Source organism: Variovorax sp. Soil_C_12, assembly GCF_057657375.1.
Genome location: NZ_JBDGIO010000003.1, coordinates 57,633 through 83,342 on the forward strand (window position 1 = coordinate 57,633; position 25,710 = coordinate 83,342).

The 25,710-nt window shown below is 66.5% G+C and carries 26 protein-coding genes; 10 read left to right on the forward strand and 16 right to left on the reverse strand.

Translation table 11 applies throughout. The annotated features are described in order from the left end of the window. The first annotated feature begins 58 nt into the window (after positions 1 to 58). The 5 genes from AC3A6X_RS08930 to AC3A6X_RS08950 all read left to right on the forward strand — a co-directional run bounded on the left by AC3A6X_RS08930 (position 59) and on the right by AC3A6X_RS08950 (position 6,153). Positions 59 to 889 carry an IclR family transcriptional regulator gene (locus AC3A6X_RS08930; RefSeq protein WP_106559959.1) on the forward strand — a complete coding sequence of 277 codons (831 nt, stop codon included), beginning with the start codon at positions 59 to 61 and terminating at the stop codon, positions 887 to 889. Between the two features lie 13 nt (positions 890 to 902). Next, on the forward strand, positions 903 to 1,877 hold the full coding sequence (locus tag AC3A6X_RS08935; RefSeq protein WP_487841865.1) for an AAA family ATPase: 975 nt from the start codon (positions 903 to 905) through the stop codon (positions 1,875 to 1,877). Positions 1,878 to 1,887: 10 nt separating this feature from the next. Next, a complete protein-coding gene (locus AC3A6X_RS08940; RefSeq protein WP_487841866.1) occupies positions 1,888 to 3,612 on the forward strand; it encodes a cobaltochelatase CobT-related protein in 1,725 nt (574 codons plus the stop codon). 155 nt (positions 3,613 to 3,767) lie between these two features. Further along, positions 3,768 to 5,456 carry a sensor histidine kinase gene (locus AC3A6X_RS08945; RefSeq protein ID WP_487841867.1) on the forward strand — a complete coding sequence of 563 codons (1,689 nt, stop codon included), beginning with the start codon at positions 3,768 to 3,770 and terminating at the stop codon, positions 5,454 to 5,456. A 40-nt stretch (positions 5,457 to 5,496) separates the two neighbouring features. Beyond that, positions 5,497 to 6,153 carry a response regulator gene (locus AC3A6X_RS08950; protein ID WP_487842417.1) on the forward strand — a complete coding sequence of 219 codons (657 nt, stop codon included), beginning with the start codon at positions 5,497 to 5,499 and terminating at the stop codon, positions 6,151 to 6,153. Positions 6,154 to 6,292: 139 nt separating this feature from the next. On the opposite strand, the gene AC3A6X_RS08955 is transcribed toward AC3A6X_RS08950, so the two are convergent. The 15 genes from AC3A6X_RS08955 to AC3A6X_RS09025 form a co-directional block, all read right to left on the reverse strand. After that, complete coding sequence (locus AC3A6X_RS08955) at positions 6,293 to 7,798, reverse strand: hypothetical protein (RefSeq protein WP_487841868.1); 1,506 nt, start codon at positions 7,796 to 7,798, stop codon at positions 6,293 to 6,295. A gap of 46 nt (positions 7,799 to 7,844) precedes the next feature. Then, positions 7,845 to 8,756 carry a type II secretion system F family protein gene (locus AC3A6X_RS08960; RefSeq protein WP_487841869.1) on the reverse strand — a complete coding sequence of 304 codons (912 nt, stop codon included), beginning with the start codon at positions 8,754 to 8,756 and terminating at the stop codon, positions 7,845 to 7,847. 12 nt (positions 8,757 to 8,768) lie between these two features. After that, the gene (locus AC3A6X_RS08965) at positions 8,769 to 9,761 is read right to left on the reverse strand and encodes a type II secretion system F family protein (protein ID WP_487841870.1); all 993 of its coding nucleotides are present in this window, start codon (positions 9,759 to 9,761) and stop codon (positions 8,769 to 8,771) included. Positions 9,762 to 9,773: 12 nt separating this feature from the next. Then, positions 9,774 to 11,147, reverse strand: coding sequence for a TadA family conjugal transfer-associated ATPase (locus tag AC3A6X_RS08970; protein ID WP_487841871.1), 1,374 nt, complete (start codon positions 11,145 to 11,147; stop codon positions 9,774 to 9,776). A gap of 48 nt (positions 11,148 to 11,195) precedes the next feature. Further along, positions 11,196 to 12,350 carry a CpaE/TadZ family protein gene (locus AC3A6X_RS08975; RefSeq protein ID WP_487841872.1) on the reverse strand — a complete coding sequence of 385 codons (1,155 nt, stop codon included), beginning with the start codon at positions 12,348 to 12,350 and terminating at the stop codon, positions 11,196 to 11,198. A gap of 9 nt (positions 12,351 to 12,359) precedes the next feature. Continuing rightward, the gene (locus AC3A6X_RS08980; RefSeq protein ID WP_487841873.1) at positions 12,360 to 12,794 is read right to left on the reverse strand and encodes a TadE/TadG family type IV pilus assembly protein; all 435 of its coding nucleotides are present in this window, start codon (positions 12,792 to 12,794) and stop codon (positions 12,360 to 12,362) included. Then, positions 12,791 to 13,249, reverse strand: coding sequence for a TadE/TadG family type IV pilus assembly protein (locus AC3A6X_RS08985; RefSeq protein ID WP_487841874.1), 459 nt, complete (start codon positions 13,247 to 13,249; stop codon positions 12,791 to 12,793). Before AC3A6X_RS08985 ends, AC3A6X_RS08980 begins: the two co-directional genes overlap by 4 nt. Before the next feature lie 5 nt (positions 13,250 to 13,254). Beyond that, a complete protein-coding gene (locus tag AC3A6X_RS08990; RefSeq protein ID WP_487841875.1) occupies positions 13,255 to 14,529 on the reverse strand; it encodes a pilus assembly protein TadG-related protein in 1,275 nt (424 codons plus the stop codon). A gap of 34 nt (positions 14,530 to 14,563) precedes the next feature. Further along, positions 14,564 to 14,740: a Flp family type IVb pilin gene (locus AC3A6X_RS08995; protein WP_487841876.1), complete on the reverse strand. Its 177-nt coding sequence runs from the start codon at positions 14,738 to 14,740 to the stop codon at positions 14,564 to 14,566. 100 nt (positions 14,741 to 14,840) lie between these two features. Continuing rightward, positions 14,841 to 15,053, reverse strand: coding sequence for a Flp family type IVb pilin (locus AC3A6X_RS09000; RefSeq protein WP_487841877.1), 213 nt, complete (start codon positions 15,051 to 15,053; stop codon positions 14,841 to 14,843). Between the two features lie 115 nt (positions 15,054 to 15,168). Beyond that, complete coding sequence (locus AC3A6X_RS09005; RefSeq protein WP_487841878.1) at positions 15,169 to 15,450, reverse strand: hypothetical protein; 282 nt, start codon at positions 15,448 to 15,450, stop codon at positions 15,169 to 15,171. Positions 15,451 to 15,470: 20 nt separating this feature from the next. Further along, positions 15,471 to 16,961 carry a type II and III secretion system protein family protein gene (locus AC3A6X_RS09010; protein ID WP_487841879.1) on the reverse strand — a complete coding sequence of 497 codons (1,491 nt, stop codon included), beginning with the start codon at positions 16,959 to 16,961 and terminating at the stop codon, positions 15,471 to 15,473. 22 nt (positions 16,962 to 16,983) lie between these two features. After that, entirely contained in the window at positions 16,984 to 17,832 is an 849-nt protein-coding gene (gene cpaB, locus AC3A6X_RS09015) for a Flp pilus assembly protein CpaB (RefSeq protein WP_487841880.1), read from the reverse strand. Positions 17,833 to 17,874: 42 nt separating this feature from the next. After that, positions 17,875 to 18,459: an A24 family peptidase gene (locus AC3A6X_RS09020; RefSeq protein ID WP_487841881.1), complete on the reverse strand. Its 585-nt coding sequence runs from the start codon at positions 18,457 to 18,459 to the stop codon at positions 17,875 to 17,877. Positions 18,460 to 18,520: 61 nt separating this feature from the next. Next, the gene (locus AC3A6X_RS09025) at positions 18,521 to 18,667 is read right to left on the reverse strand and encodes a hypothetical protein (RefSeq protein ID WP_487841882.1); all 147 of its coding nucleotides are present in this window, start codon (positions 18,665 to 18,667) and stop codon (positions 18,521 to 18,523) included. Between the two features lie 575 nt (positions 18,668 to 19,242). Here AC3A6X_RS09025 and AC3A6X_RS09030 point away from each other — a divergent pair. The 5 genes from AC3A6X_RS09030 to AC3A6X_RS09050 all read left to right on the forward strand — a co-directional run bounded on the left by AC3A6X_RS09030 (position 19,243) and on the right by AC3A6X_RS09050 (position 24,589). After that, complete coding sequence (locus AC3A6X_RS09030; RefSeq protein WP_487841883.1) at positions 19,243 to 20,043, forward strand: IclR family transcriptional regulator; 801 nt, start codon at positions 19,243 to 19,245, stop codon at positions 20,041 to 20,043. Continuing rightward, entirely contained in the window at positions 20,040 to 21,041 is a 1,002-nt protein-coding gene (locus AC3A6X_RS09035; protein ID WP_487841884.1) for a tripartite tricarboxylate transporter substrate binding protein, read from the forward strand. The genes AC3A6X_RS09030 and AC3A6X_RS09035 overlap by 4 nt, the downstream gene beginning before the upstream one ends. A gap of 41 nt (positions 21,042 to 21,082) precedes the next feature. Next, entirely contained in the window at positions 21,083 to 22,513 is a 1,431-nt protein-coding gene (sauS, locus tag AC3A6X_RS09040) for an acylating sulfoacetaldehyde dehydrogenase (RefSeq protein ID WP_487842418.1), read from the forward strand. Beyond that, the gene (locus AC3A6X_RS09045) at positions 22,510 to 24,024 is read left to right on the forward strand and encodes an AMP-binding protein (RefSeq protein ID WP_487841885.1); all 1,515 of its coding nucleotides are present in this window, start codon (positions 22,510 to 22,512) and stop codon (positions 24,022 to 24,024) included. The genes sauS and AC3A6X_RS09045 overlap by 4 nt, the downstream gene beginning before the upstream one ends. 184 nt (positions 24,025 to 24,208) lie before the next feature. Next, complete coding sequence (locus AC3A6X_RS09050; protein WP_487841886.1) at positions 24,209 to 24,589, forward strand: helicase SNF2; 381 nt, start codon at positions 24,209 to 24,211, stop codon at positions 24,587 to 24,589. 98 nt (positions 24,590 to 24,687) lie between these two features. On the opposite strand, the gene AC3A6X_RS09055 is transcribed toward AC3A6X_RS09050, so the two are convergent. After that, positions 24,688 to 25,698: a tripartite tricarboxylate transporter substrate binding protein gene (locus AC3A6X_RS09055; protein WP_487841887.1), complete on the reverse strand. Its 1,011-nt coding sequence runs from the start codon at positions 25,696 to 25,698 to the stop codon at positions 24,688 to 24,690. Positions 25,699 to 25,710: the final 12 nt, after the last annotated feature.

A 25,710-nucleotide genomic window follows, 5' to 3' on the forward strand; every position in this document is an offset into this window, starting at 1 on the left:
TGCGTCAACCGAATTCCAAAAATCGGTACGATTTGTCCCGTTTTTTGTTGAAAAGACTATGATCCGGGCCATGAAAGTCGTCAATGGCCTGAACCCCGAGACCGCCGAGCTCAACGGCGACACGCCCACGATGCGCCTGTTCGCGCTGCTGGAGGTGATCGCCGCCAAGGATCAGCGCTATGCGCTGCAGGACCTGGTGGAAGCCACCGGCCTGCCCAAGCCCACGCTGCACCGCATGCTCCAGCAGCTCGAAAGCGCGGGCCTGCTGCAGCGCGCGGGCGACAGCCGGCTCTACGGCATCGGCACGCGGCTGCGGCGGCTGGCGGAGAACCTGCTGCTCAACGACAGCCACCACGGCGCGCGCCACACGGTGCTGCGCCAGCTGGTGGAAGAGATCGGCGAGAGCTGCAACCTCACCGCCCTCTCGGGCAGCGAGGTGGTCTACCTGGACCGCGTGGAAACTGCGGCGCCGCTGCGCTTCTACCTGCATCCGGGCTCGCGCGTGCCGGTGCATTGCTCGGCGAGCGGCAAGGTCTTCCTGGCGCAGATGAGCCCGGCGCAGCGCCGGCGCCTGCTGGCCAACGCCAAGCTGGAGGCCTACACGCCCAAGACGCTGACCGGGCTCGATGCGCTGGAGCACGAGGTGCAGCGGGTGCGCAAGGACGGCTATGCCTTCGACAACGAGGAGTTCCTGCCCGGGCTGCTGTGCATCGCCGCCCTGGTGCCCAACGAGAGCGGCCCTTCCAACCTGTGCATCGCGGTGCAGGCGCCAGTGATGCGCCTCGATGCCGAGAAGGCGAAGAAGCTGCTGCCCGCGCTGCAGCGCGCCGCGCTCGCGCTGTCGCGCATCGATGCCGACACCGAGGGCGAAGACCGGGCACAGGCCTGACGAAAGCACCGACATGACCGACATCGCCTCCCTCAAACCCGAGCGCCTGCTGAGCGTGCGCGAGGTCTTCGGCATCGACAGCGACCTGATGGCGCCCGCCTTCGCCGAGCGCGACGACCACGTGCCCGAGATCGACGCGGTCTACCGCTTCAACCCCGACGTGACGCTGGCCATCCTCGCCGGCTTCATGCGCGACCGCCGCGTGATGGTGCAGGGCCTGCACGGCACCGGCAAGTCGACCCACATCGAGCAGGTGGCAGCGCGGCTGAACTGGCCCTGCGTGCGGCTCAACCTCGACGGGCACATCAACCGCCTCGATCTGGTGGGCAAGGACGCGGTGGTGCTGCGCGAGGGCCAGCAGGTGACGGAGTTCCAGGAAGGCATCGTGCCCTGGGCGCTGCAGCGGCCGGTGGCGCTGATCTTCGACGAGTACGACGCGGGCCGGCCCGACGTGATGTTCGTGATCCAGCGCATTTTGGAGCGCGATGGCAAGTTCACGCTGATGGACCAGAACCGGGTGCTGCACCCGCACCCCTCCTTCCGCCTGTTCGCCACCGCCAACACCGTGGGGTTGGGCAACCTCAACGGCCTCTACCACGGCGCGCAGCGGCTCAACCATGCGCAGATCGACCGCTGGAACATCGTCGCCTCGCTCGACTACCTGCCCGCCGAGGAAGAGATCGCGATCGTGCAGGCGCGCGTGCCCTCGATGCAGAGCGAGGCCGGCCACGACCGGGTGCGCGCGATGGTGGCGGTGGCCGATCTCACGCGCAAGGGCTTCGCGGCCGGCGACCTGTCGACGCTGATGTCGCCGCGCACGGTGATCACCTGGGCCGAGAACGTGGAGATCTTCCGCGACCCGGCGCTGGCCTTCCGCCTCTCCTTCGTCAACAAGTGCGACGAGGCCGAGCGGCCGCTGGTGGCGGAGTACTTCCAGCGCTGCTTCGACCTGGAGCTGAAGGAATCGCACCAGCTGTCGGGCTCCTGAGGCTCGCGCCGTGACCGACGCGCAACAGAAAGTCCGGCACGCGCAGCAGGTCGATGAGCTCTGCGCAGGGCTGGTGCGCGCCTTCAGCGGCGAGGGCGACCTGCATTTCCGCGGCCGTCGCCTGCACCGCGGCCGCCAGCCCCTGCCCTGGTATGCACCGCACCTGCATCCCTCGCCGGAGAGCGACGACTTCGCCTCCTTCCGCGGCGCGGCGGACGGGCTTGCGCTGCGCCTGCGCGCATCGGACGCCGCGCTGCACGAGCGCCTGCGCCCCGAGGAGCCGGTCGAGCGCATGCTGTTCGAGATGCTGGAGCAGTTTCGCGTGGAGTCGCTCGCACCCGAGGCCATGCCGGGCATGCAGCGCAACCTGCGGCATCGCCATGAGCAGTGGTCCCTGTCCTTTCACCATGGCGGCCTGACCGATACCGCGCGCGGGCTGCTGCTCTATGCCGTTGCGCAGATCTGCCGCGCGCGCGTGACCGGCCAGCAGGTGGTGGAAGAGACCGAGGACATGCTGGAAGCCACCCGCTTCGCGCTCTCCCCGCTGATCGGACATGCGCTCGCGGGCTTGCGCCGCGAGCGTGCGGACCAGGCCGCCTATGCGGTGCATGCGCGCGCCATCGCATGCACCGTCGCTGCGATGCTGCATGCCGCCGGCGAGGGCGAGGAAGGCCAGGACGACCCCGACGCCGAGCCCGACGACAAGCGCAGCGTCTTCAGCCTGGTCGCCGACATGGACCGCGAGATCGTCGAGCGCTTCGCCACCGCCGACTCGGGCCGCAGCGCGCTGCTGGAGGGCGAAGGCGTTGGCTACCGCGTCTTCACCAATGCCTACGACCGCGAGCACGAGGCCGCCTCGCTGGTGCGCAGGGAACTGCTGGCCGAGCTGCGCGAGACGCTGGACCGGCGCGTGGCTGCGCAGGGCATCAACATCGCCCGGCTCGCGCGCGAGCTGCGCGCCCTGCTGGCCGAGCCGCAGCGCGAAGGCTGGGACGGCGCGCAGGAGGAAGGCCACATCGACGGCCGCCGCCTGGCCCAGCTGGTCGCCTCCCCCACCGAGCGGCGGCTGTTCCGCACGGAACGCCTGGAGCCGGTGGCCGACTGCGTCGTGAGTCTTCTCATCGACTGCTCGGGTTCGATGAAGGCGCATGCCGAATCGGTGGCGATGCTGGCCGACGTGCTGGCGCGCGCGCTGGAGCAGGCCGGCGTGGCCAGCGAGATCCTGGGCTTTACCACCGGCGCCTGGAACGGCGGGCGGGCGCAGCGCGACTGGCTGCGCGCCGGCCGGCCGGCGCACCCGGGACGCCTCAACGAGCGCTGCCACCTGGTCTTCAAGAGCGCCGAGACGCCCTGGCGCCGCGCGCGCCCGGCGATCGCCGCCCTGCTCAAGGCCGACCTGTTCCGCGAAGGCATCGACGGCGAAGCGGTGGACTGGGCCTGCCGACGCCTCGAGGCGCGCGCCGAGGAACGCAAGCTGTTGCTGGTGCTCTCCGACGGCTCGCCGATGGACAGCGCCACGAACCTCGCCAACGACGCGCACTACCTCGACCACCATCTGCAGGACGTGGTGGCGGGGCGCGAGCAGGCCGGCCGCATCGGCATTGCGGCCATCGGCGTGGGTCTGGACCTGAGCCCCTACTACAGCCGCAGCCACGTGCTGGACCTGGCGGCTTCGAGCGGGCCGGCGATGTTCCGAGAGGTGATCGGCCTGATGGCTGGGCTGATCCGGCCCTGACGCAGCCCGCCCGGCGCGTGATCTTTCACACGAAGTAGTCCCTCCAATCAGGCTCCCGTACGGATCGCGTACACATCTGCTTACGAAAGTAGTAACCTGCATGTGATCTTTTCACATGGATACGCGGCGCTAAAAACGCCGCGAGGAGACGGCGGATGCGGGTAGCGGGGCAGGACAACAAGAACGAGATCGATACGAGCCTGGCGGCGGACGCTGCCGACACCCGCATGGTGGCGCGGATGCGGCTGGTTCTCTCCATCTCCGCTTTGCTCGCGGTGTTCGTCGACCCCGCCAGCCTGCGGGGCGTGGGCGGATCTACCTGGCTGCTCTTCTGCGGCTACGTCCTGCACAGCTTGGTGGTGTACGTCTACTCGGAGCTGGAGGCGCCGCTCTCGCAAAGCCGGGTGATCCACTGGCTGGATGTCTGCTGGTATGGGTTGATCGTGCTGCTCACGGACGGCGTCCACAGCTCCTTCTTCCTGTTCTTCTTTTTTGCCATCCTCACCTCCTCCTTCCGCTGGGGCCTGGAGGAAGGCGCCCGCGTGACCCTGGCCTCGGTCGCCCTGTTCGCGGCCTGCGGCGTGGGGTCGGTGACCGAGGGGGACCTGCCCCGCCTGTTGCTGCGCGCCACCTTCCTGCTGGCGCTGGGCTACATGATCATTTACTGGGGCCGCACGAAGCTGGAGCTCAAGCGGAGGTTGGCACTGCTGCGCGCCGTCAGCCGGCTGTCGAACCCGCGCTTCGGGGTCGACCACACCGTTACGGGCATCCTGGAAAAAATCCAGCGCTTCTTCCTGGAAAGCAGCAGCTGCCTGCTGGTCGTGCGAGACAAGGAGTCCGGCGCCTGCTCGCTGCGCACCATCCGGCACGACGGCGTGCAGCGCTCTCCCCAAGCCGAGCGGATCGCCCCGGAACTGGCAGCGCTGCTGCTGGCGGTCGCGCCGCTTCGCCCGGTGATCTATCGCCGCGCTCGCTGGCCTCGCCTGCCGATCTTCGCCGGCGCAGCAACCTACGATGGGGAGAAGGGGCGATGGACGAAGGAAACCCACCCGGCCTGCGACGGCCTGGCGGAGCTGCTGGAGGCGGGCGCCTTCATCAGCGTGCCCGTCAAGCTGCGCAAGAGCGAAGGCCGCCTGTTCGTCCTCTCCCGGTGCGGCGTGTTCCACCGCGCCGATGCGCTGTTCCTGGGCCACGTGGTCGCGCAGGCCTTTCCGGTGGTCGAGAACATCGAGCTGCTCGACCGCATGGCCTCGGACGCCGCGTCGCAAGAGCGCCAGAAGATCGCGCTGGACCTGCATGACACCGCCGTGCAACCGTACATCGGGTTGAAGATGGGCCTCAGCGCGCTGCGCAACAAGGCGAGTGCCGACAACCCGCTGGTCGAGGATCTGGACCGGCTGTCGGATATGGCGGCGAAGGTCATCGGAGACTTGCGCCGGTATGCGGGCGCGGTGCGGGATGGGCTGGATCGATCGGAACAAGCAGTGCTGATGGCGCTGCGCCAGCAGGCGGCTCAGGTGCACGACTTCTACGGCATCGACATCGCGGTCTGCGTCGAAGGCGAGCTGAACGTGAACGACCGTATGGCCGCGGAGATCTCGCAGATCGTCCGCGAGGGCCTGAACAACATCTGCAAGCACACCCTCGCACACTGCGGCGCCGTCAGGTTGGCCTGCGCCGACGGCTTGCTGAGAGTGGAGATCGAGAACGAGGCGGATGAATCGCATTCGATCGAGTTCCTGCCGCGCTCGATCTGCGAGCGGGCCAGCGCGCTGGGCGGCAACGCGAGTGTCCAGCGGGGCACCGGCGGTGCCATATCAGTGCACGTCGAAATACCAATGTAGGAGGTGGAAGATGCAACCAACGGCAAAACCGATCGGCGTCATGGTGGTGGACGATCACCAGACCATGCTGTGGGGCCTGTCCAAGCTGATCGACGGCGAGAAGCCGCGCATGCAGGTGGTGGGCACGGCCAGGAACTGCGAGGAAGCGATGGAGCAGGTCGGGCAGCTGACGCCCGACGTCATCCTTCTGGACCTCGACCTCGACGGCAAGAGCGCACTGGACATCCTGCCCGGCCTGCTGTCGAACTGCGCATCGCGCGCCCTCATCCTGACCGGCGAACGTGAGCAGAAGACCTTGGACATGGCCGTTCTGCAAGGCGCCCGCGGCGTGTTGCGCAAGGATGCCTCGGCCGAGCAGGTGCTGCGGGCGATCGAACGGGTCCACAGTGGCGAGCTCTGCATGGATGCCGAGACGATGACCCGGGTGTTCTCGGAATTCATGGCAACCAGGCAAAGCCCCCGAAGCGATCCCGAAGCGGAGAAACAGGCCGCCCTGACATGCAAGGAGCGAAAGATCATCGTCGCCGTGGTTCAGGGCAGCGGTGCTTCGAACAAGGCGCTGGCGAACCAGCTCTTCATTACCGAGCACACGCTGCGCAACCATTTGACGTCGATCTATCAGAAGCTCGAAGTGACGAATCGGCTGGAGTTGTATGTCTATGCGGTGAGGCACCAGCTGGGCAAGCCCTTGTCCTAGACCGCCGAATCATTGAAATGGGCGGTGCGGGTGGACTATGTGGGACTACCCGAGCGCGCTCTGGCGCTACCTCGACGCGCTCGCCTAGTCCACGGGTCACCTCACGACGGCTTGACAAACAAGTCCTCGTAGAAGTGGATTAGCGCGCCGGTACCGTGTCGACACGCACATGCACGACAGCCGTCTCGTCTGCATAGACCCTGCGCCAGCCTGGCAGTTCGTCGAGCACTGAGTTCGCGAGTGTTCCGGGAGTGAGCAAGGTCCACCCGAACCTGTACTCGTTCAGAAATTCGACGAACAGCTTGCGATCCCTGAGTCTGAGAGCATCCACCACCTTCTCGAGGAACGCGTCGCCATAAATGTCCGCGCGCCCGTCGATGAACACCGGGACGCCTTCGTGAATCAGAAAGCCGCCGAACACGTAATCGTTCAAAACGGGCCCCTTGGCGCCAGCGGCCACCGCGGCATCGATCGCGGCCCTGGGCGTGATCATCGGCGCCGGTGCCGGAGGGCGCAGATGCATCGATGCTGCAGCGAACAATGCCGTGGCAGCCACGCACACGGCAACGGCCGCCGGCCGTGCCGGCGCAGCCAGGGCGAGGAACCAGCGGTCGAGCGCTTGCGCGTCACGGTTCGGGTTCCCCGATGCATACCACTGCCGTGCAAACGGGGTCGCGACCAGGAACGGTGAAACGAGTCCCAGCATCGCGATGTTTCGCTGGTGCTTCAGCGCCAGGTGCACGAGTCCAAGTACCAGGACCAGGCGCAGCCACGGCAAGCGCACCCGGCCGCTGAGCGCGAGTGCCAACACCAGGAGCAGCCACAGCTCCAGAGGACTCCCCTGTTGGAAATTCGGCGACACCCACTCATCGATGATGGCGAGCGCGGTCTTCATCCGCACGATGTGGATCGCATGCACGAGCACCCCCCAGCCGCTGGGCGTCAGCAACGCCGCGCCCAAAGAGAGCACGACGAACAGCATCCATGGCTTGGCCGCCACCATGCGCGTTCCGCGGGGATGCGCGAGCACCGCCTCCAGCGCCATGCCGAAGCCGAGCACCAGGCCGAGCAGAAAGCTGCCGTGCATGTTGGCCCACAGCACCATGATGCCGAGCAGCCACCATGGTGGCCTGCGGCGCGCCTCCGCTGCGTTCACCAGTCCCGATATCCATAGCGCCAGCAGCGCCCAGGCCATCACGTGGGGCCGCGCAAGCAGATGCGTCATCATCATGCCGGCGGCAAGCCCGGTGAAGAGCAGCGCGTGGACCGGCTCCATGCGGGCCAACAGGAATCGCATCAGCAACGCAAGCACGAAGCCGAAGCAGGCGGCTGACAGAGCGATCAGTCCGCCCCAGCCGGCCAGCTGATGGGCGCCCAGCATCACGAGTTCGGACAGCCACTCGAAGGCCGTCCAAGGCGCGCCGGGCATCGAATGCGAGAAGGTGTCGACGGTCGGTACGCTCCCGTGCTCCACCATCCAGCGGGCGGCTGCGAGGTGCCAGTAGGTGTCCGCATCTCGCAGCATCAGACCCGACCCGTACGCAGTCGACCCCACGAACGCGGATGCGCAAACGGCAAGAGGCCACGAAATGCCCCAGGTTCGCACCGCGGGTGCTTCCGCGTGGGCGTCGATCGTGGATTCCATATTGCCGACCTTTCTCGAAAATTGGTACATCGCCTCGGGGCAGGAACTAGCCCCTGCCACTCAGCATCGGCACGATGGTCCGGATGATCTGGATCGCGGCGGGCGTCAGGATGACCATCGAGATACAGGGGAAGATGCACACGACCAGCGGGAACAGCATCTTCGTGGGCACCTTGGCGGCGAGTCCTTCCGCACGCATCTGCCGCTTGTGCCGCAGGTCTTCGGAGAACACCCGGAGCGAATCGCCGATGCTCGTTCCGAACCTGTCGGCCTGCACCAGCATGGTGGCGAAGGTGCCGATTTCCTCCACGCCCGTGCGCAGCGCCAGGTTGCGCAGCGCCTTCTCCCGCGTGCTCCCGGCCCTCATCTCCAGGTTGGTCCAGTGCAGTTCCTGCGCCAGCTCGGTGCTCTTCATCTTGATCTCTTCGGTGACCTTCGCGAGCCCCGCATCCAGGCCCAGGCCCGCCTCGACGCAGACCAGCATCAGGTCGGCCGCATCGGGAAAGTTCTCGAAGATCTCGCGCTGACGGCGCCTGATCGTCCATTGGAGGGCGAGGTTGGGCAGGTAGCAGCCCGTCAACGCTGCCACGGCCAGGTACAGCACGAAGTTCAGGTCGGCGGCTGATCCCCCTGCCCGCAACGCCAGTGCCGTGCCCCCCGCCAAGGCCAGCGGCAGCAGCGACTTGAGTCCGAAGTACACGAGGTGCGCGTCCTCGTGCCGGATGCCGGCATTGAGGAACTTGAGCCGCAGCGGCGTGGCATCGGCATCCCCGGTGGGCGACGACAGCTGGGCGAAGGGGCCGACGATCTTTACGACCGTTTCCTGCCATTGCGAATGCTTGGGTGTGTCGGTCATCGCCTGCAGGCGCTGCCCCGTCCTGCTGGGCGCCAGCCAGATGAACAGGCCCACAAGCCCGAAGGTCACGGAAACGAAGACGAGCACGGGAAACAACAGCATGATCTTTCTCCTTTACACCCGGATCCTGACGATCTTCCTCATGATCAGGACGCCGATCGCCATCAGGCCGAGCATGTACTTGACCACGGTGATGCCGATCGGGTCCGTCCACAGCGTGGACATGAACTTCGGGTTCGTGAAGTTCATGACGGCTGCCAGGCCGAAGGGCATCAGGAGGAGGATCCAGGCCGACAGGCGTCCTTCCGAAGAAAGGACCTTGACCTTGGACATCAGCTTCAGGCGCTCGCGGATGAGCCCGCTCAGGTTGCTCAGCACCTCGGTCAGGTTGCCGCCCGAATCTCGCTGGATCATCACGGCCACCACGAAGTAGCGCAGGTCGGTCAGCGGGATGCGCTCGCTCAGGTTCGTCAGCGCCTGCGGCAGCGACACGCCGAAGTTGACCTCGTCGCTCACGATGCTGAACTCATTGGCGATGGGTTCGGCCATTTCCTCGCTGATCATCTGCAGACCCGAGGGAAAGGAATGGCCGGAGCGCAATGCCCGAACCACCAGGTCGAGCGCCTCGGGCAACTGCTGCTCGAGTCGGGCCAGGCGCCGGCTGCGCATGAACTGCACCCACAACAGGGGCACGACACCGAACAGCGCAGCCGCGACGAGGCCCAGCAAGGGAGTCTGGTGGAGAAGCCCGACGACCGCCAGGAAGCCGGCCACGCCGAAGGCGGCGCAGGAGAGCAGCAGCCTGGACACGGTCCATTCCAGCCCCGCCTGGAGGATGAAGCGATCGAGGTGATGAGCTCGCGGAAAGCTCAGCAGCAGCCGCTCGAGCACAGGCACGTCGCTCAGCATGCGCTGTTTCAGCACCTGCGCCTGCGCGGTCGAGTCGCTGGAGGCCGATAGTGCGCGCAGCCGCTTCTCGATCTGCCTGGCTTCGGGTCCCTTGTAGCTGCGCCAGATCAGATAGAGGCCCTCGAGCAGCAGGAGCACGGCCACGAACACGAGCACGGCGATGATCAGGAAGGTATTGCCCCCGATGTCATTCAACATGGCCTCTGCTCCCTATTCGTAGTGCTTGGATGAATCGAACATGGCATCCGGCAGCACGAAGCCGAATGAGCGCAGCCGCTCGGCGAACTTCGGCCTCACGCCGGTTGCGTGGAAATAGCCCTGCACCTTGCCGTCGGCGCCCACGCCGGTCTGCTTGAAGGCGAAGATCTCCTGCATGGTGATGACGTCGCCCTCCATGCCGGTGATCTCCTGGATGCTGGTGATCTTGCGCCGGCCGTCGATCAGGCGCAGCCCCTGGATCACCACCGTGATGGCCGAGGCAATCTGCTGGCGGGCGGCCTTGTGCGGCAGGTTGAGATTGGCCATGCCGATCATGTTTTCCAACCGGGCCAGCGCATCACGCGGCGTGTTGGCATGGATGGTGGTGAACGAGCCTTCGTGGCCGGTGTTCATGGCCTGCAGCATGTCGAAGGCCTCGGCGCCGCGCACCTCGCCGATCACGATGCGGTCCGGCCGCATGCGCAGGGCGTTGCGCACCAGCGCGCGCTGCGTGATCTCTCCCTTGCCCTCGATGTTGACCGGCCGCGTCTCCATGCGGATCACATGGGGCTGCTGCAGTTGGAGCTCGGCTGCGTCCTCGATGGTCACGATGCGCTCGGTCTCCGGGATGTAGCCGGACATGATGTTCAGCAGCGTGGTCTTGCCTGCGCCCGTCCCGCCGGAGATGAGAATGTTGATCTTGGACTTGGCCAGGCCTTCCACCATCTGCGCCATCTGCGGCGTCAGGCTCTTCAGGTCTTCGACCAGGTTCTGCATCCGCAGCGGGATGTGGGCGAAGCGCCGAATCGACATCATGGGTCCGTCCAGCGCGACGGGCGGAATCACGGCATTGACGCGCGAGCCGTCGGGCAGCCGGGCGTCCACCATGGGGCTGGATTCGTCGATCCGACGGCCGACCAGCGAGACGATCTTGTCGATGATCCGCAGCAGGTGCTTCTCGTCGGTAAAGCTGACGTTGGTCAGCTCCAGCCGCCCCTTGCGCTCCACGTAGATCTGTTCGTAGGAGTTGACCAGGATGTCGGACACCGTGGGGTCGGCCATCAGCAGCTCGATCGGACCGAAGCCCAGCATCTCGTGCTGGATGTCGCGGATCAGCATCCGGCGCTCGATCTCGTTGGTGGCGGTCTGGTCCTCCAGCAGCAGTCGCCCCACCATGGCCGAGATCTCCTGCCGCAACGACTCGGGCGGCAGGGTCTCCAAGGCCGCGAGGTCGAACTTCTCGAGCAGCTTGAGGTGCATCCGGCCCTTCAGGGCCTTGTAGGCGTCGGTGGCGTCGGGGTTCCTGCTCAGGTCGACGGTGGGGTGCCCAGGTGCACGCACGAGGGGCTCCATCGCGGCCGCATCGAGTATTTCGCGGAATGACATGGTGATTGGCCTTGCTGGTTGAAGGGGGAGGTGCCGGTGCGGCCCTGGTTACGCCCTGCGGAAGAGCCGGCCCAGCAAGCTGGGCGACTCTTCCTGTCGGGGGCTGAGTGCGAGCGCGAGGTCGGCCAGGCTCCGGCTCACCGGATTGGCGCGGGCGATCTCGACCAGCGGGACGCCGTGGTTGATCGAGGCATTGACCTCCTTGTAGGCATCCGGCACGGTGAGCAGGGTCACGGGACCCAGGGCGCGCCGCATGTCGGCCAGGGCGATCTCGCCGCTCTTCTCGTAGCGGTTGACGATCAGCTCGACCTTGTTCGCGTGATAGCCCAGCGACTTGAAGGCCGACAACAGCTTGGTCGCATTCCGGATGTAAGGCAGACCGGCCTGCAGCACCGGGTAGATGCGTTCCGCGCGATCGAGCGCACGAATGACGAGCGTATTCAGAGTGCGCCCCACATCGAGCAGCACGAAGTCGTAGCGCGTCGCGGCCAGGCTGACGATGGCATCGACGTGCTCCGCCTTGACCTCCATCGCCTTCGACAGGTCCTCGGGCGCCGCCAGGATGCTGTAGTTGGGCGCAACCTTGAAGGTGCTGGCCGCCAGGAAGGAAGCGTCCAGCCGGCTGATATCGTGCGCGATGTCGGCGATCGTCGAGTTCGGCCGCCCGTCGCTCACGTAGGACAGCGCGTCGCCGAACTGCAGATCCAGGTCGATCAGCAGCACGGATTTCGACTCGGCGGCCAGCTGCCAACCCAGGTTGGTCGACAGGAAGGTGGCGCCGCTGCCGCCCTTGCAGGACATGAAGGCCAGCACCCTCCCGGCAGCATGCCCCTGCATGCCCGCGAGCTTGGCCGCCAGCCGCCCCACGGCCGCCTCCAGCGCCGCCGCCGGCACCGGCGACGGCAGCACCTCGCGCACGCCGGCGCGCATCGAGTTGATCAGGAACTCCGGCGTCTGGGCCGCGCACATCAGGATGACGGCGATCTTGGGGTGATGGGTGGTGACGTACTCGACCAGCGCGAGTTCGTTCGGGTCGCAGCACATGCCGTCGACCAGCATCAGGTCCGGCTGCTCCTGCTCGGCCACCTGGCGCATCCGGCTCTTGCCGCCGTCGAACAGCACGACGGCGTGCGACAGCGCTTCGAGCACCTTGCCCATTTCCTGATGGTGATTCTTGTTCGGCGAGATGATGGCGATCTTCATGAGACTTCCTTAAGAGCAGATCGAGGCACTGTTCGGGTCCTGCCGCATGACTTCACGCGGCAGGAAGGTGGAGAAGGTGGGCATCGGGATGGGCGCCAGCCCACTCACCCCCGCGACTGGCGAAATCCATTGGTAGTTGAGGCCGGTGATGCTCACCGTCACGCCCTCGCAGTTGACGGAATTGCACCCCGTGGGCGTCCAGACGACGCTGATGCTGGTGATCTGCGGCAGCATGCCTTGCATCTTCGCGAGCACCAGGCCCTGCTGGCCCGTGTCGTCGCAGACCACGGCGTAGCGGGCGCCGGCCCGGGTGGCTTCCTGCGCCGCGTTCCAGGTGAAGAGCATGCGGCTGAAGTCCGTGATGCCCAGCAGGAAGGTGAGGAACACCATCAGGGCGAACGCGAACTCGACGGCCGTGGCGCCGGTTTGCTTGTTTCTCTTCATGTCGGGCCCCTCATGGTGGCGGTGATGTCGGTGAAGACGATGTCGCCGTTGGCGTCTCCGAAGGCCAATCCCAGAAAGCTGGGAAGGAGCGGCTGGAAGGTGTAGTTGCTCACCCGCACGGTGACGGTGGTGATGGCCGGGTTGGAACCCGTGGTCTGCCAGGTGCAGCAGCTCCCCGCCGGCACGTTCGAGAGGCTGAGGCCGCGCGCCAGAGGCGAGCCCGTGCCGGCCAGGTTGCCGTACACCATGAGGTTTTGCGCCTGCGTGATGTGGGTGCCGGGCGTCTGGAACGAGAGGTAGCGCACGGCGTCGCGCGCCGACTTGGTGAGGGTGTTGTACTCGTACACCGCGCGGCCGAACTCGGTCGTGATGAAGGTCAGCAGCATCAGCAGCGGGATGATCAAAGCCAGCTCGATCAGGGCCACGCCGCGTTGGTTTTTTCTGAGGATCTTCATGGTCTTCACCGCACGAGCACCGGAACGAGGGGCCCCGCCGTGCCGCCGGGCAGTCCGCTGGTGGTGCAGGGACTGCCGAGCGCACCGGCATTGCCCCTGAATTCCAGCTGGACGTTGGACATCGGAACGGTGAGCGGCTGCAGCATCAGCATGCAGGCGTAGTCGATCACGCCGTTGGCGCCATTGATGACCGGCACGGTCACGATCCGGCGGCTTTGCCCGTACTGCATATGGCCACCCGCCACGGGGCCGGGCGTCGCCAGCTTCTGGAAGCTGTTCAGCGACAAGCCGGTGATCGACTCGCAGCTGTTCGCTCCCCTGACCCGGGTGCCGGTGTCGGCGCAGGAGGCGTAGCTCGCGCGCTTGGTCACGTAGTTCTGCGCACTCGCATGCGCCCCGGCGCCCGGCGAGCCGTCGTAGGCATTGAAGGCGGCCGGCCAGTTGGTCGCGGTGTAGGCATAGCCGGTCAGGTCGGGCCGGTTCTGGTCCGGGCCGCTGCTGTTCTTGTAGATGCCGAAGCGCGCGTTCCACGCATCGGCCACCGATGTCTGCACGCCGGGCGTGCCGAGCGTGTCGCCCACCTCGGTGCCGCAGAAGCCGTTGAGCTCGGCCTCGGTCTCGGAGGCGTTGTTGCTGCCATCCAGGTTGGCCCAGCCGATCTCGCCGCCCACGGCCGCATTCTGTGCGTTGATGAGCGTCACCCATTGGCCGACCGTGAAGCCGTAGTCCGGCGCGGTGCCCCCGGGCATCGGCTTGAGCGCGACCGGGATCGGGCAGGTGGTCTGGGCGCTGGCGCGCGTTGCCACCGCCATCGCCGCGACGCTGCGGGTACTCGGATTGCCGGCGGTGTCGCCGGCGAAGGCGCCGATGGCCGGCATGAGCCACATCGCCACGTTGGGCTGTGTGTGCTGACACTGCGCATAGCGCGCGGCTGCCGCAACCGTGGTGGGGGCGTAGGCCGCATCCCTGAAGCTGATGTCCGTGGCCACGATCTGGCCTTGTCCACTCCAGGTGGCGGACTGCATGTTGACGCTGTTCTGGTTGCCGGCGTTCATGCCGGCACTGGTGGCGCGGGTCAGCGCCGTGCTCTGGCCGTCCAGTTCCCTCGCGGCCGCCAGCGCGCAACTGTCCATCGCCGTCTGCAGCTCCGTCTTCACGATGAAGAGGTGACCGAAGTCCAGCGCGATGCCCATGAAGCCGAGCAGGAACAGCAGCACAAAGGCCGCCGTCAGGATCACGGCCCCGCCTTGGCGACGACGACGAGCCATCACGTAGCGCATGGGATTTCTCCTTCCTGGTGGTCCGCCGGGCGGATTAGGGGCATGTCCCGGTCGTCAGGCAGGCGGCCAGGCGTGTGATGAAGGACCCGATACCCGCGGAGATGATCAGCGGCTGCACTGCCAGGACCAGCACGATGGAAATCAGCGCGATGATCAGCGCGTACTCCACGACCTGAGAGCCGTCTTCGTGTTGGATCAGCTTGGCAAGCATGAGGATTTCCTTTGGGTCGGGCTGACGCGGAATGCCGCAGGGGTTGGACGGAGGAGGACAGGCGATGGGCTGCCATCGCCGGTCCCCGTTCCGGTCATCGTCAGGCGCAGCTGTTCGCGACGGTCAGGCAGAGAACAACGCGATTGATGAAAGTAGCGAAGCTCCCGCCGTTGGCGGTCAGTGCCGAAAGCGCGATCACCAGGGCGATCGAGACGACAGCGATGATCAGCGCGTACTCGACGACTTGTGCGCCTTCGTCATCCTTGATGAAGGAGCCGACGGAGTTGCGGATGGCATTGACAAACTTGTTCATGTGATTACCTATTGGGTTGATGATTGAAAGAAGAAAAATGAGTTCGTGGATTGATGTCTTGCTGTGAGTTAGTGGGCTCAACTCCTTTCTTTCGAACGTTGCTATTGGGCTTTGCTTACTTCGAATTACCGATGCCGCCGCCGATGTTGATGACGTTGATTGCGGGCGGCGGCGTCTTGTAGGTGTCCTGGTAGCGAAGCATCGATTCGCGCGCTGCCCTGCCGTCCAAGCCGGTAGCAAGGTCGGTGTTCTTTCCCGCATCGGGATTGATGGTCATCTGCCGCTTGGCGTCGCGCACCGCCTCGCCGAAGCGCTTGTCGTAGTTCGGGGTTGTTGTCGATGCGCAGCCCGTCAGCAGACCGGCGAGCGCTGCGATGGCCAGAAGCTTCATGTTCATGACGGTCCTCTTCACTTGGTTTAGGGAGCGGTAGCGGCCGGCGCGGGCGTCGAGCTCTCCAACGCGCCGTTGAGATAGAGCTCGGCGCGGCTGGGCACGACGTGGTTGTCGGTGGGCAGGCGTGGCGACTCGGCCAACGGCTTGACCATGCGCGGGGTAATCACGAACAGCAGCTCGGTCTGCTCGTTCTGGAACTCGGTGCTGCGGGCCAGTGCGCCCACCACCGGCACTTCGCCCAGCCCCGGATAGCGCTTGACCGTCTCGTTGACGTTGTTCTTGATCAGCCCGGCGATGACCAGGCTCTGGCCGTCGTTGAGTTGCACGGTGGTATCGGCGCGGCGCACGGTGAGCGAAGGCAGCACCGCGGTGATGCCGTTGACGGAGGTGAAGGGCGAGCCCGTCTGGGTGAGGTCCGACACCTCCGACACCATCTTGAGATGCACCCGGCTGCCGTCCAGCACGGTGGGCGTGAACTTCACGCCGATGCCGAATTCCTTCTCCTCCAGGGTGATGGTGGGAAAGCCGCCGTTCTGGCTCTGGGACACCGGAATGAAGATCTTGCCGCCCGAGAGGAAGCTCGCCTGCTGGCCGCTGATGGCCATGATGTTGGGCTCGGCCAGCACGCGCACCAGGCCATCGTCCTTCTGGCCGTCGAGCGAGATGGCCGTCTTGCCGACCCGCAGCGCCTCCACGAAGCCGCCGCCGCCGCTCAGGAAGCTGGAGATCAAGGTGTAGGTGTTGGAGCCGCCGCTGGTGAACCTGCGCGCAGCGATGCTCGAACCCAGCTTGTCGAGCAGCGTCTTGCTGACCTCGGCGATCTTGACTTCGAGCATGACCTGCTGCGGCGTCGTGACGCGCAGCAGGTTCACCACCTTCTTGCCGTCGCCGTACGAGCTGGCCAGGTGCATCACATCGTCGAGCTTGAGCGAGTTGCTGACTTCGCCCGTGAGCACGATGGAACGCTCGGCCCCGCGCACCCGGATGCCTCTTTCCTCGGGCATCAGCTCGGCCAGCTTCGCCTGCAGGGCCATCGTGTCGACGGTGACGACGATGTCCTTGATGAAACATGTGCCCTCGGCGTTCTGCAGGACCACGTTCATGGAACCGGCGGTCCGGCCCTTGAAGAACAGGTCGGTCGGGCTGAGCAGACTCACTTCCAGATCGGCGACGCCGTCGCCGCCGCCGCCCGCTGCCGCCGGGGCGCCGCCCGGCATCGCACCCACGCCGGGCGCCACCGAGGGGGCGGCCGGCCGGCCCCCGCCACCCGAGGGACCGCCGACGAGGATGCGAGTGACCCGCGACTTCAGCGGGATGACCGCAGACTTGCCCAGGGTCACGTAGGTGGGCTGGTCGTCCGAGACGATGGAGGTGCAGCGCCGGGCCGCAGGAGCCGCGGGTGCCGCGGGAGCCACTGCGGGGGCCTGGGCGACCGGAGGGTTGTCGGCCCCGAAGGCAGGGCCGGCGACCGCGAGTGCCGCGAGCAGGCTGGCGAAATAGGCTTTGTTGTGCACTTGGACTCTCCTCGATGTCTTGCTAGAAGCAGCTGAGCGCGCGAGCCGAGCTTTGGATCACTTCGACGCACTCCGCTGCGGGTGTTCGGATGGCGGGCTTGCCGCCGGGGACTCGCGGCTTGGCTGCAGTGGGCGCAGGCGCTGCGAGCACCACGGGCAAGAGTTCCTTCTCGCCGAAGAGCTGGCTCTTGGTGATGCCCGAGGTCGCGACCATCGTCTTGTCGACCTGGTTGCGCAGCACCAGGGACAGGGTGCCGACGCTGCGAGCCAGGTCGAGCTTTTCCGAGTCCTCGAGCGAGAGCTCGAGCGTCACGGCACTGACCACCTTCGGCTTGGTGTCGTCGCGGCTCGCCTCTTGAGCGACGGCCAGGACCAGGACGTGCTCGAGCACCGTCTTGCTGATCTGCTTGCCTTCCTCGCCCTTGCCCTTGTCCTGCTGGGCGTTCACGACGATGTCCACGTAGTTGCCGGGCAGCGCGAAGCCGGCCACGCCCACCACGTCATTGACGCGAACCGTCATCGCTCGCTTGCCCGGGGCAATGACCGCGGACAGGCCGCCCTGCGTGCCCACCGGCGCCAACTTGCCCTCGAGGATCGCCTCGCCGCGCAGCAGGCTGACCTTCGCGACTCGCTCCTGGACGTCCTTCATGTCCTTGAAGGCACCCGCCGGCACGGAGCCGCTCGGCCAGTCGACGGTGGTCAGCATCTGCGAATTGATGCGGCTGCCCAGTTCGATGTCGACCACCGCCACCACCACCTTGTCGGAAGCAATGCCGCCCTGCCGGGAGACCCAGCCGCTCGCATAGACCGCGGCGACCAGCCCGATCAGCAGCGCCAGAATCAAAAGACCCATTGCCTTGATATTTCTCATTTCATGCCCCGATGAATTGATCGCTGAATTTGACGTGGCGGATCAGGCGTAGCCCAATTGCCGGCTCAGCACATAAGCGACCGTTCCAATGCTGATGCACACGCCATACGGGAGTTTTCCGATCGACTGCTCCGCATCGATTTCGCCATGCGGCTTCACGCGGACCAAGGCCGACAACGCCATGCCCTGCAACACGTTCTTTGCATTGCGCAGCATGCGGCCCAGCTTTTGGTGCAGCAGCGCAAATCCCAATGCACCGACGCCCCCGACGATGAAAGCGAAAAGCACCGCATTGAATGTTTCATCGACGCCCAGGAAAGCGCCGACCATCGCCATCAGTTTCACATCCCCGGCACCCATCACGCCCAGTGCATAGGGCGGCAGCATGATGAGGAAACCGAGGAAAAACCCACCGAAGGCCACCATGAAGGCCGAGCCTGGAGACACCGCAATGACGGTCTTGTAGACCAATGCAAATGCGCTGCCGCCGAAAGTCAGCCAGTTGGGAATGCGGTAGGTCCTGTAATCGCTGACGGCAGCAATCGCCAGCAAAACAAATAGCACCACGACGCGTGGGTCGAACGCCAGCATGGCGAGAAGCTCGAGGAATGCATAAAACTCTTGCATGATGATTTTTTCCGGCTGATTCGATCGATTTCTTGAATTGACCTTGATGGGTCTTGCTTCCTCAGGCGCTCTTGCTCCACGCAAGCAACAAAAGCATGCAGAAAACCAGAACGAGCGAGCCGACCAGCGCAAACTCCATGAACGAAACCCCTGCCTCTTCCTTCCATAAAGTGGTCAGGGCAAAAGACGGGTATCCGGCAAATGGCATGTAGCTCTCCAAACAGTTGCTCGTCGCAGATCGCCTGTAACGCTTGGACCAAATTTCTTTCGTTGGAGCGACTTTAAAAAGTAAGACAAATGGATACATGAGCGCTTCGTCCTTTTTTGCTCGGGACAGAGCGCCCCTTCAGGCCGGCCCTTGGGCATGACAAAAAGCCTACGAAAGTATTCGTTTCACCTGCAACCAAGGCACCGTCACGGGCCGTGACTCGATGGGTGGTGATGCTGGTCTTGCCGGGCGGAGGACGCATCGCCCCGCGTGGCGGGGGTGTCAGGGGTGGCCGCGACGGCCAGGGGTGCCGGACTCGGCCGGTGGCGCGTCGCTCACCGGACGCGTGTCCCGCCGCGTCGCGATGTCATGACATCGCCCGGGCGGTGTAGCGACTTTGGTCGAATGACGGGGTCTTTCGACCTACAAACCCGCCGATTTCGAGAAGCTTTGCACAGTGGTCTTCGCGCAAAGATCATGGCTGCCCCGGTTGACAGCACTGCATCAGGCTCCTAAAGTTGTTCCATATGTGCGAACGTTGTTCTAGTATTTAGAACAACCGATCCAGGAACCCCATGGACTCCACGCTTGCCAAGGGCCTCGCTGCCATCGAATGGATGGTGCGCCAGCAGCGCGACTGCCGCGTGACCGACCTGGCCCAGGCCTTCGGCATGGCGCGCAGCAATGCGCATCGCACGCTGCAGACGCTGGTGGAATGCGGCTGGGCGGTGCAGGACCCGGCGACCAGCGCCTACCGCCCGAGCCTGCGCCTGTTCGAGCTCGGCTCCCTGGTGGCCGAGGTGGCGGACATCGGCGCGCTGCTGCGCCCGCACCTCGCGGCGCTGGCGCAGGCCACGGGCGAGACCATCCACCTGGCGGCCCTCGACGGCGCCGAGATCGTCTACCTCGACAAGTTCGACAGCCCGCTGCCGGTGGCCGCCTACTCGCGCGTGGGCGGCCGCGCGGCCGCCTACTGCGTGGCCTCGGGCAAGGCGCTGCTCGCTGCGGCGCAGCTCGATGTGGCCGCGCTGCGCGCGCGCCTGGGCACACTCGTGCCGCACACGCCCAACAGCATCACCGGCTTCGACGCGCTCCACGCCGAACTCGAGCGCACCCGCGCGCGCGGCTATGCCGAGAACCGCGAGGAATGGAGGCTCGGCGTCTGCGGGCTGGGCGCGCCGGTCTTCAATGCGCGAGGCGAAGCGGTCGCTGCACTGGGCATGAGCGTGCCCTCGATCCGCTTTGCGCGCACTCAGGCACGCGGCCTCGCCGAGCAGGTCATGACCTGCGCGCGCGACGCCAGCGCCACGCTGGGCTACCGGGTAGGCCCGGGGCCGATGACGACGACCACCCCCAAGAGAAGGAGACTGGAATGATTCGCTTCGCCCCCTGGCTGCGCACCGCCGTCCTGACGGCGGCCGCGCTCGCCGCGCCCTTCGCCACGCAGGCACAAGGCAGCAGCGGCAGCAACGGCCCCGACTACCCCACCAAGCCCATCAAGCTGATCGTCCCCTACCCGCCCGGCGGCGGCACCGACGTGATCGCGCGCATCGTGCAGGAGCGCTTCCAGGCCCAGCTGGGCCAGCCGGTGGTGATCGACAACCGCGGCGGCGCGGCGGGCTCGATCGGCACCGAGCTCGCGGCCAAGTCGGCGGCGGACGGCTACACGGTGCTGTTCACGCTCTCCTCGCACACCATCAACCCTGCGATTTACGCCAAGCTTCCCTTCGACACGCAGAGGGACTTCGAGCCGGTCGCGATGGTGGCCTCGCTGCCGCAGATCCTGGTGGCCAACGCCAGCTTCCCGGTCAACAACGTGGCCGAGCTGGTGGCGATGGCCAAGGCCAAGCCGGGATCGCTGTCCTATGCCACTGTGGGCAACGGCTCGCCCGGCCACCTGGCCGGCGAGCTGTTCAAGCTGCGCACCGGCACCGAGATGACGCACGTGCCCTACCGCGGCGGCGGCCCGGCCGTGACCGACGTGATGGGCGGCCAGGTGCCGCTGCTGTGGGTGTCCATTCCCGCGGCGGCGCAGTTCGTCAAGGCCGGCAAGCTCAAGGCGCTGGCCGTCTCCACCACCAAGCGCAGCGCCGCCTTCCCCGACGTGCCGACCATGCAGGAGGCGGGCATCGCCGACTTCGAGGTCGACTCCTGGTACGCGATGTTCGTGCCCACGAAGACGCCCAAGGCCGCCATCGAGAAGCTCAACCGCGTGGTCAACACCGTCGTGCGCGAGCCCGAGATCCGCGACAAGCTGCTGGCTCAGGGCAGCGAAGGCGTGGGCGGCACGCCGGAGCAGCTCGGCAAGGTGGTGTCCACCGAACTGGTTCGTTGGAACAAGCTGGCCAAGGAGGCCAACATCCGAGTGGACTGAACCGCAAGCCCCCATAGAAAGAACCCTATTGAATGACGCTCATGGAACACTCGACATCTCCCATCGCCGAACTCGTGGCCCGCGCGCGCTCGGCCCAGCGCATCTATGAAACCTGGTCGCAGGACCAGGTGGACATGGCGGTGGCCGCCGCGGGCTGGGCCATCATCGAGCCGAAGCGCAACCGCGAGTTGGCCGAGCTCGCGGTGGCCGACACGGGCATCGGCAACGTGGAAGACAAGGTCGGCAAGAACCATCGCAAGACCTTCGGCCTGCTGCGCGACCTGCGCGGCGCGCGTTCGGTGGGCGTGATCTCGGAAGACCCGGCGCGCGGCATCGTCGAGATCGCGCGGCCGGTGGGCGTGGTGTGCGCCGTCACGCCCTCGACCAATCCCGGCGCGACGCCGGCCAACAAGATCATCAACGCACTCAAGGGGCGCAACGCGGTGATCGTCGCGCCCTCCCCCAAGGGCTGGTCGACGGCGGCGCGGCTCATCGAATTCATCCATGCGCAGTTCGACCGCATCGGCGCGCCGCGCGACCTGGTGCAGCTGCTGCCCACCCCGGTCACCAAGCAGGCCACGAGCGAGCTGATGCGCCTGTGCGACCTGGTAGTGGCCACCGGCTCGCAGGCCAATGTGCGCGCCGCCTACGCGAGCGGCACGCCGGCCTTCGGCGTGGGCGCGGGCAACGTGGCCAGCATCGTCGACGAGACGGCGGACACGGCGCTGGCGGCCGATCGCATCGTGCTGTCGAAGACCTTCGACAACGCGACCAGCTGCTCGTCCGAGAACAGCCTGATCGTCGTCGATGCGGTGCGCGCATCCATGGTCGCGGCGCTCGAGGCGCGCGGCGCGGTCATGCTCGATGCGGCGCAGAAGAAAGCCCTGCAGTCGCTGATGTGGCCGGAGGGCAAGCTCTCGGCCGCGGTGATCGGCAAGTCGGCACGCGAGATCGCCGAGCGGGCGGCGGCGCAGGACGATGCGGGCCGCGCCGGCTGGATTGCGATCGCCGAGCGCCATCCACTCATCCTCATGGTGGCCGAGGACGGCGTGGGCCACGAGCATCCTTACTCGGGCGAGAAGCTGAGCCCTGTGCTCGCGGTCTATGCCGCGAAGGACTTCGAGGAGGCCGCTGCCACCGTCGAGCGCATCTACGCCTACGAGGGCGCAGGCCACTCGGTGGGGCTGCACAGCGCCGAGCCGGAACGGGCCATGCGCCTGGGCCTGACCTTGAAGGTATCCCGGGTGATCGTCGACCAGGCGCATTGCATTGCCACCGGCGGCAGCTTCAACAACGGGCTGCCCTTCTCGCTGTCGATGGGTTGCGGCACCTGGGGCAAGAACAACTTCTCGGACAACATGAACTACCGGCACTACCTCAACATCACGCGAGTGTCGCGGCCGATCCCCGAGCGCGTGCCGAGCCAGGAGGAAATCTTCGGCGAGTTCTTCGCCAGGCATGGTGCCGAGTGAGCGCCTCGACCGTTCGCGCACTGATCGAGGAACAGGCTGCGCGCCGGCCCGAGGCGATCTATGCACTGTCCACCGAGGGCGGCCCGCCGCTGCGCTATGACGACCTGGCCCGCGGATGCCGAAGCGTCGCGGCGGTGCTGCGCCAGCATGGCGCGAAGCCGGGCGACACCGTCTCGCTCGTCATGCCCAACGGCCTGCAGACCCTGCGCGTGCTGCTGGGCGCGATGCATGCCGGCCTGTGCGTGAATCCCGTCAACCTGCTGTCGCAGCCCGAGCAGATGCGCTATGTGCTCGCGCATTCCGACTGCCGGCTGGTGTGCATCTCGCCCGAGTGGGAAGAGCGCGTGCGCGCCATGCTGCAGGGCGTGGAGCGGCCGGTGTCGCTGATGGTGGTCGAGCCCGAGGCCGTCACCCTGCCGGGCGAGGCCGAAGCGCCCGCCATCGGCGAAGAGCCCGCCCCGGCGCCCGAGGACCTGGCCCTGCTGATGTACACCTCCGGCACCACCGGCATGCCCAAGGGCGTGATGCTGAGCCAGCGCAATCTCGTTGCCAATGCGCAAGCCATCAGCGCCGAACATGGGCTGGGTCCGGCCGATCGCGTGCTCGCCGTGCTGCCGCTCTACCACATCAACGCCTTCGCAGTGACCATGCTGTCGCCGCTCGCACACGGCGGCAGCCTGGCGATGCCGCCCAAGTTCTCGGCCGGCCGCTTCTGGGAGCAGGCGGCTCAGGCCCGGTGCAGCTGGATCAACCTGGTGCCGACGATGATCTCCTACCTGCTCGAAGGCGAGAAGCCGCCGCCGGCGCAGACCGCGGCCATCCGCTTCTGCCGCTCGGCCTCGGCCGCACTGCCGCCCGAGCACCACCGCGCCTTCGAGCAGATGTTCGGCATCGGCATCGTCGAAACCATGGGCCTCACCGAGACCGCGGCGCCCTCCTTCTCCAACCCCATGGACCCTGCGAAGCGCAAGCTGGGCTCGGTGGGCCGCGCCTCCGGTTGCGAGGCGCGGGTGATCGACGCCCAGCTCTCCGAAGTGCCCGACGGGACCACCGGAGAGCTCGCGATTCGCGGGCCCAACGTGATGCTCGGCTACTACAAGAACGACGAGGCCACGCGCGCCAGCTTCACGCCCGACGGATGGCTGCGAACCGGCGACCTCGGGCACCGCGATGCCGACGGCTTCTTCTTCGTCACGGGGCGCATCAAGGAACTGATCATCAAGGGCGGCGAGAACATCGCGCCGCGCGAGATCGACGAGGCGCTGCTCGCGCATCCCGCGGTGCGCGACGCCGCCGCGGTGGGCGTGCCGGACCGCCACTACGGGCAGGAGATCGGCGTCTGCGTGATCCTGCGCGAGGGCAGCGCCTGCACCGAGGAAGACCTGCGCGCGTACTGCGCGGTCGCGCTCGGGCGCTACAAGGCGCCGGGGCACTATCGCTTCGTGGAGGAACTGCCGCGAGGTCCTTCCGGCAAGGTTCAACGGCTCAAGCTGCTGCCGCTCTTCGAGTAGAGCGCACCGGCAGTTGTATTCCAGTGTGTTCGCCGCCCTGGCGATTACACGTCAGTTCAAAAGTCCGGTTCGGTCGACACATCGTCGATACATGCGCGCGCTGCAATGGCGACACCCGCTCGAAAGGCGGGAATGACGATCCCGACCGATTCGACATCCATCCAATTCATTTGAAGGAACTGACATGAACACCACCTCGAAGATCATTGCCGCAGCCGCTTTCTCGCTCTTCGCCGCTGCCGGCGCACAGGCCGAGACCTACCATGGCGTGCATGCGCCGGTCTCGGCCAACAGCCGCGCCGACGTGCGCACCCAGGCCGTGATCGCGGCACGCAGCGAGAACCCGTATGCGGAAGGCGTCTCGTCGCGCGTCGCGCCTGTCCTGAGCGCCTCGACCGACCGCGGCAGCGTGCGCAGCGAAGCCGTCGCCGCTGCACACAGCGCCAATCCCTATGCCGAAGGCTACGGCCAAGGCGTGGCGCGGGTGTCGGGCGGCAGCATCGAGCGCGCCACGGTTCGCGCCCAGGCGCGCGGCACTGCCCGCGGTGAGCAGTTGCCGCTGTAGGCGCTGCTCGGCCGGCCGGATGTGCGGTGCCTGCCGTACCGGCCGGCGAGCTCTCCGCGCGGAGCGAGCGGCTTCTACAGATGAACCGAGCGTCTGCCCTACATCTTCGAGTCGATGATGTTGAGCTGCTCGCCCAGTGACCGGTAGAGCTGGTATTGCTTGCGCACGAAGTCGCGCGTCTCCTCCGGCGGACGAACGAAGGGAATCGAGCCGGTCTGCTCGGTCGCGGCGATCCAGGCCGGGTCCGCGGCGATGGTCTTGAGCGCAGCCGCCAGCCGGTCACGCACCTCGGCCGGCAGCTTCGGCGGGCCGAAGACTGCGCTCCACCCGACGATGCCCTCCATCTCGCCATAGCCCAGCTCGCGCGCGGTCGGCACCTCGGGCATGGAGGCCATGCGCTCTGCGCTGGTGACCATCAGCGCCCTCAGCGCGCCGCTCTTGATCAGCGAGATGAACGACCCGAGGCTGCCGCAGGCGAATTCGGTCTGGCCGGCGACCAGCGACATCGAGGCCTCGCCGGTGCCCTTGTACGGGATCTGGGTCGGCGTCTGGTCGGTGAGCTTGAGAAGCCTGAACAGCTGCCGCGGCCCCATGTCGTTGGTGGTGAGCACGCCGGCAGTGCCGAAGTTCATGCTCTTGCCCTTGGTGCGCATGGCGCCGACCAGGTCCTCGAAGGTCTTGTAGGGCGACTTGGCGTTCACGATGCAGCCGTAGGGATTGAGCTCCAGCGTGCCGATGAAGGTGTAGTCATCCCACTTGTACTTGGTCGTCGACGGCATGATGGCCGGCAAGATGGCCTGCGACCCGGTGCGCGCCAGCAGCAGGGTGTAGCCGTCGGGCGGCGACGCGATGACCTGGGCCGATCCGATCACGCCGCTGGCGCCGGTCTTGTTCATGACCACCACGGCCTGGCCCAGCGCGCGCTGCGCGGCGGCCGCGAAGTTGCGCGCCGCCAGGTCGGCATCGCCGCCCGCGCTGTAGGGCGCAATGACGGTGACCGGGCGGTTCGGATAGGGGTCTTGCGCAAGGGCCTGTCCGCCCCCGAGCAGCAGCGCCGCCGCAGCAGCAGCGGTGCCGACGCCCTCGATGATTCGTGAAGTAAAGCGCATGCCTGTGTCTCC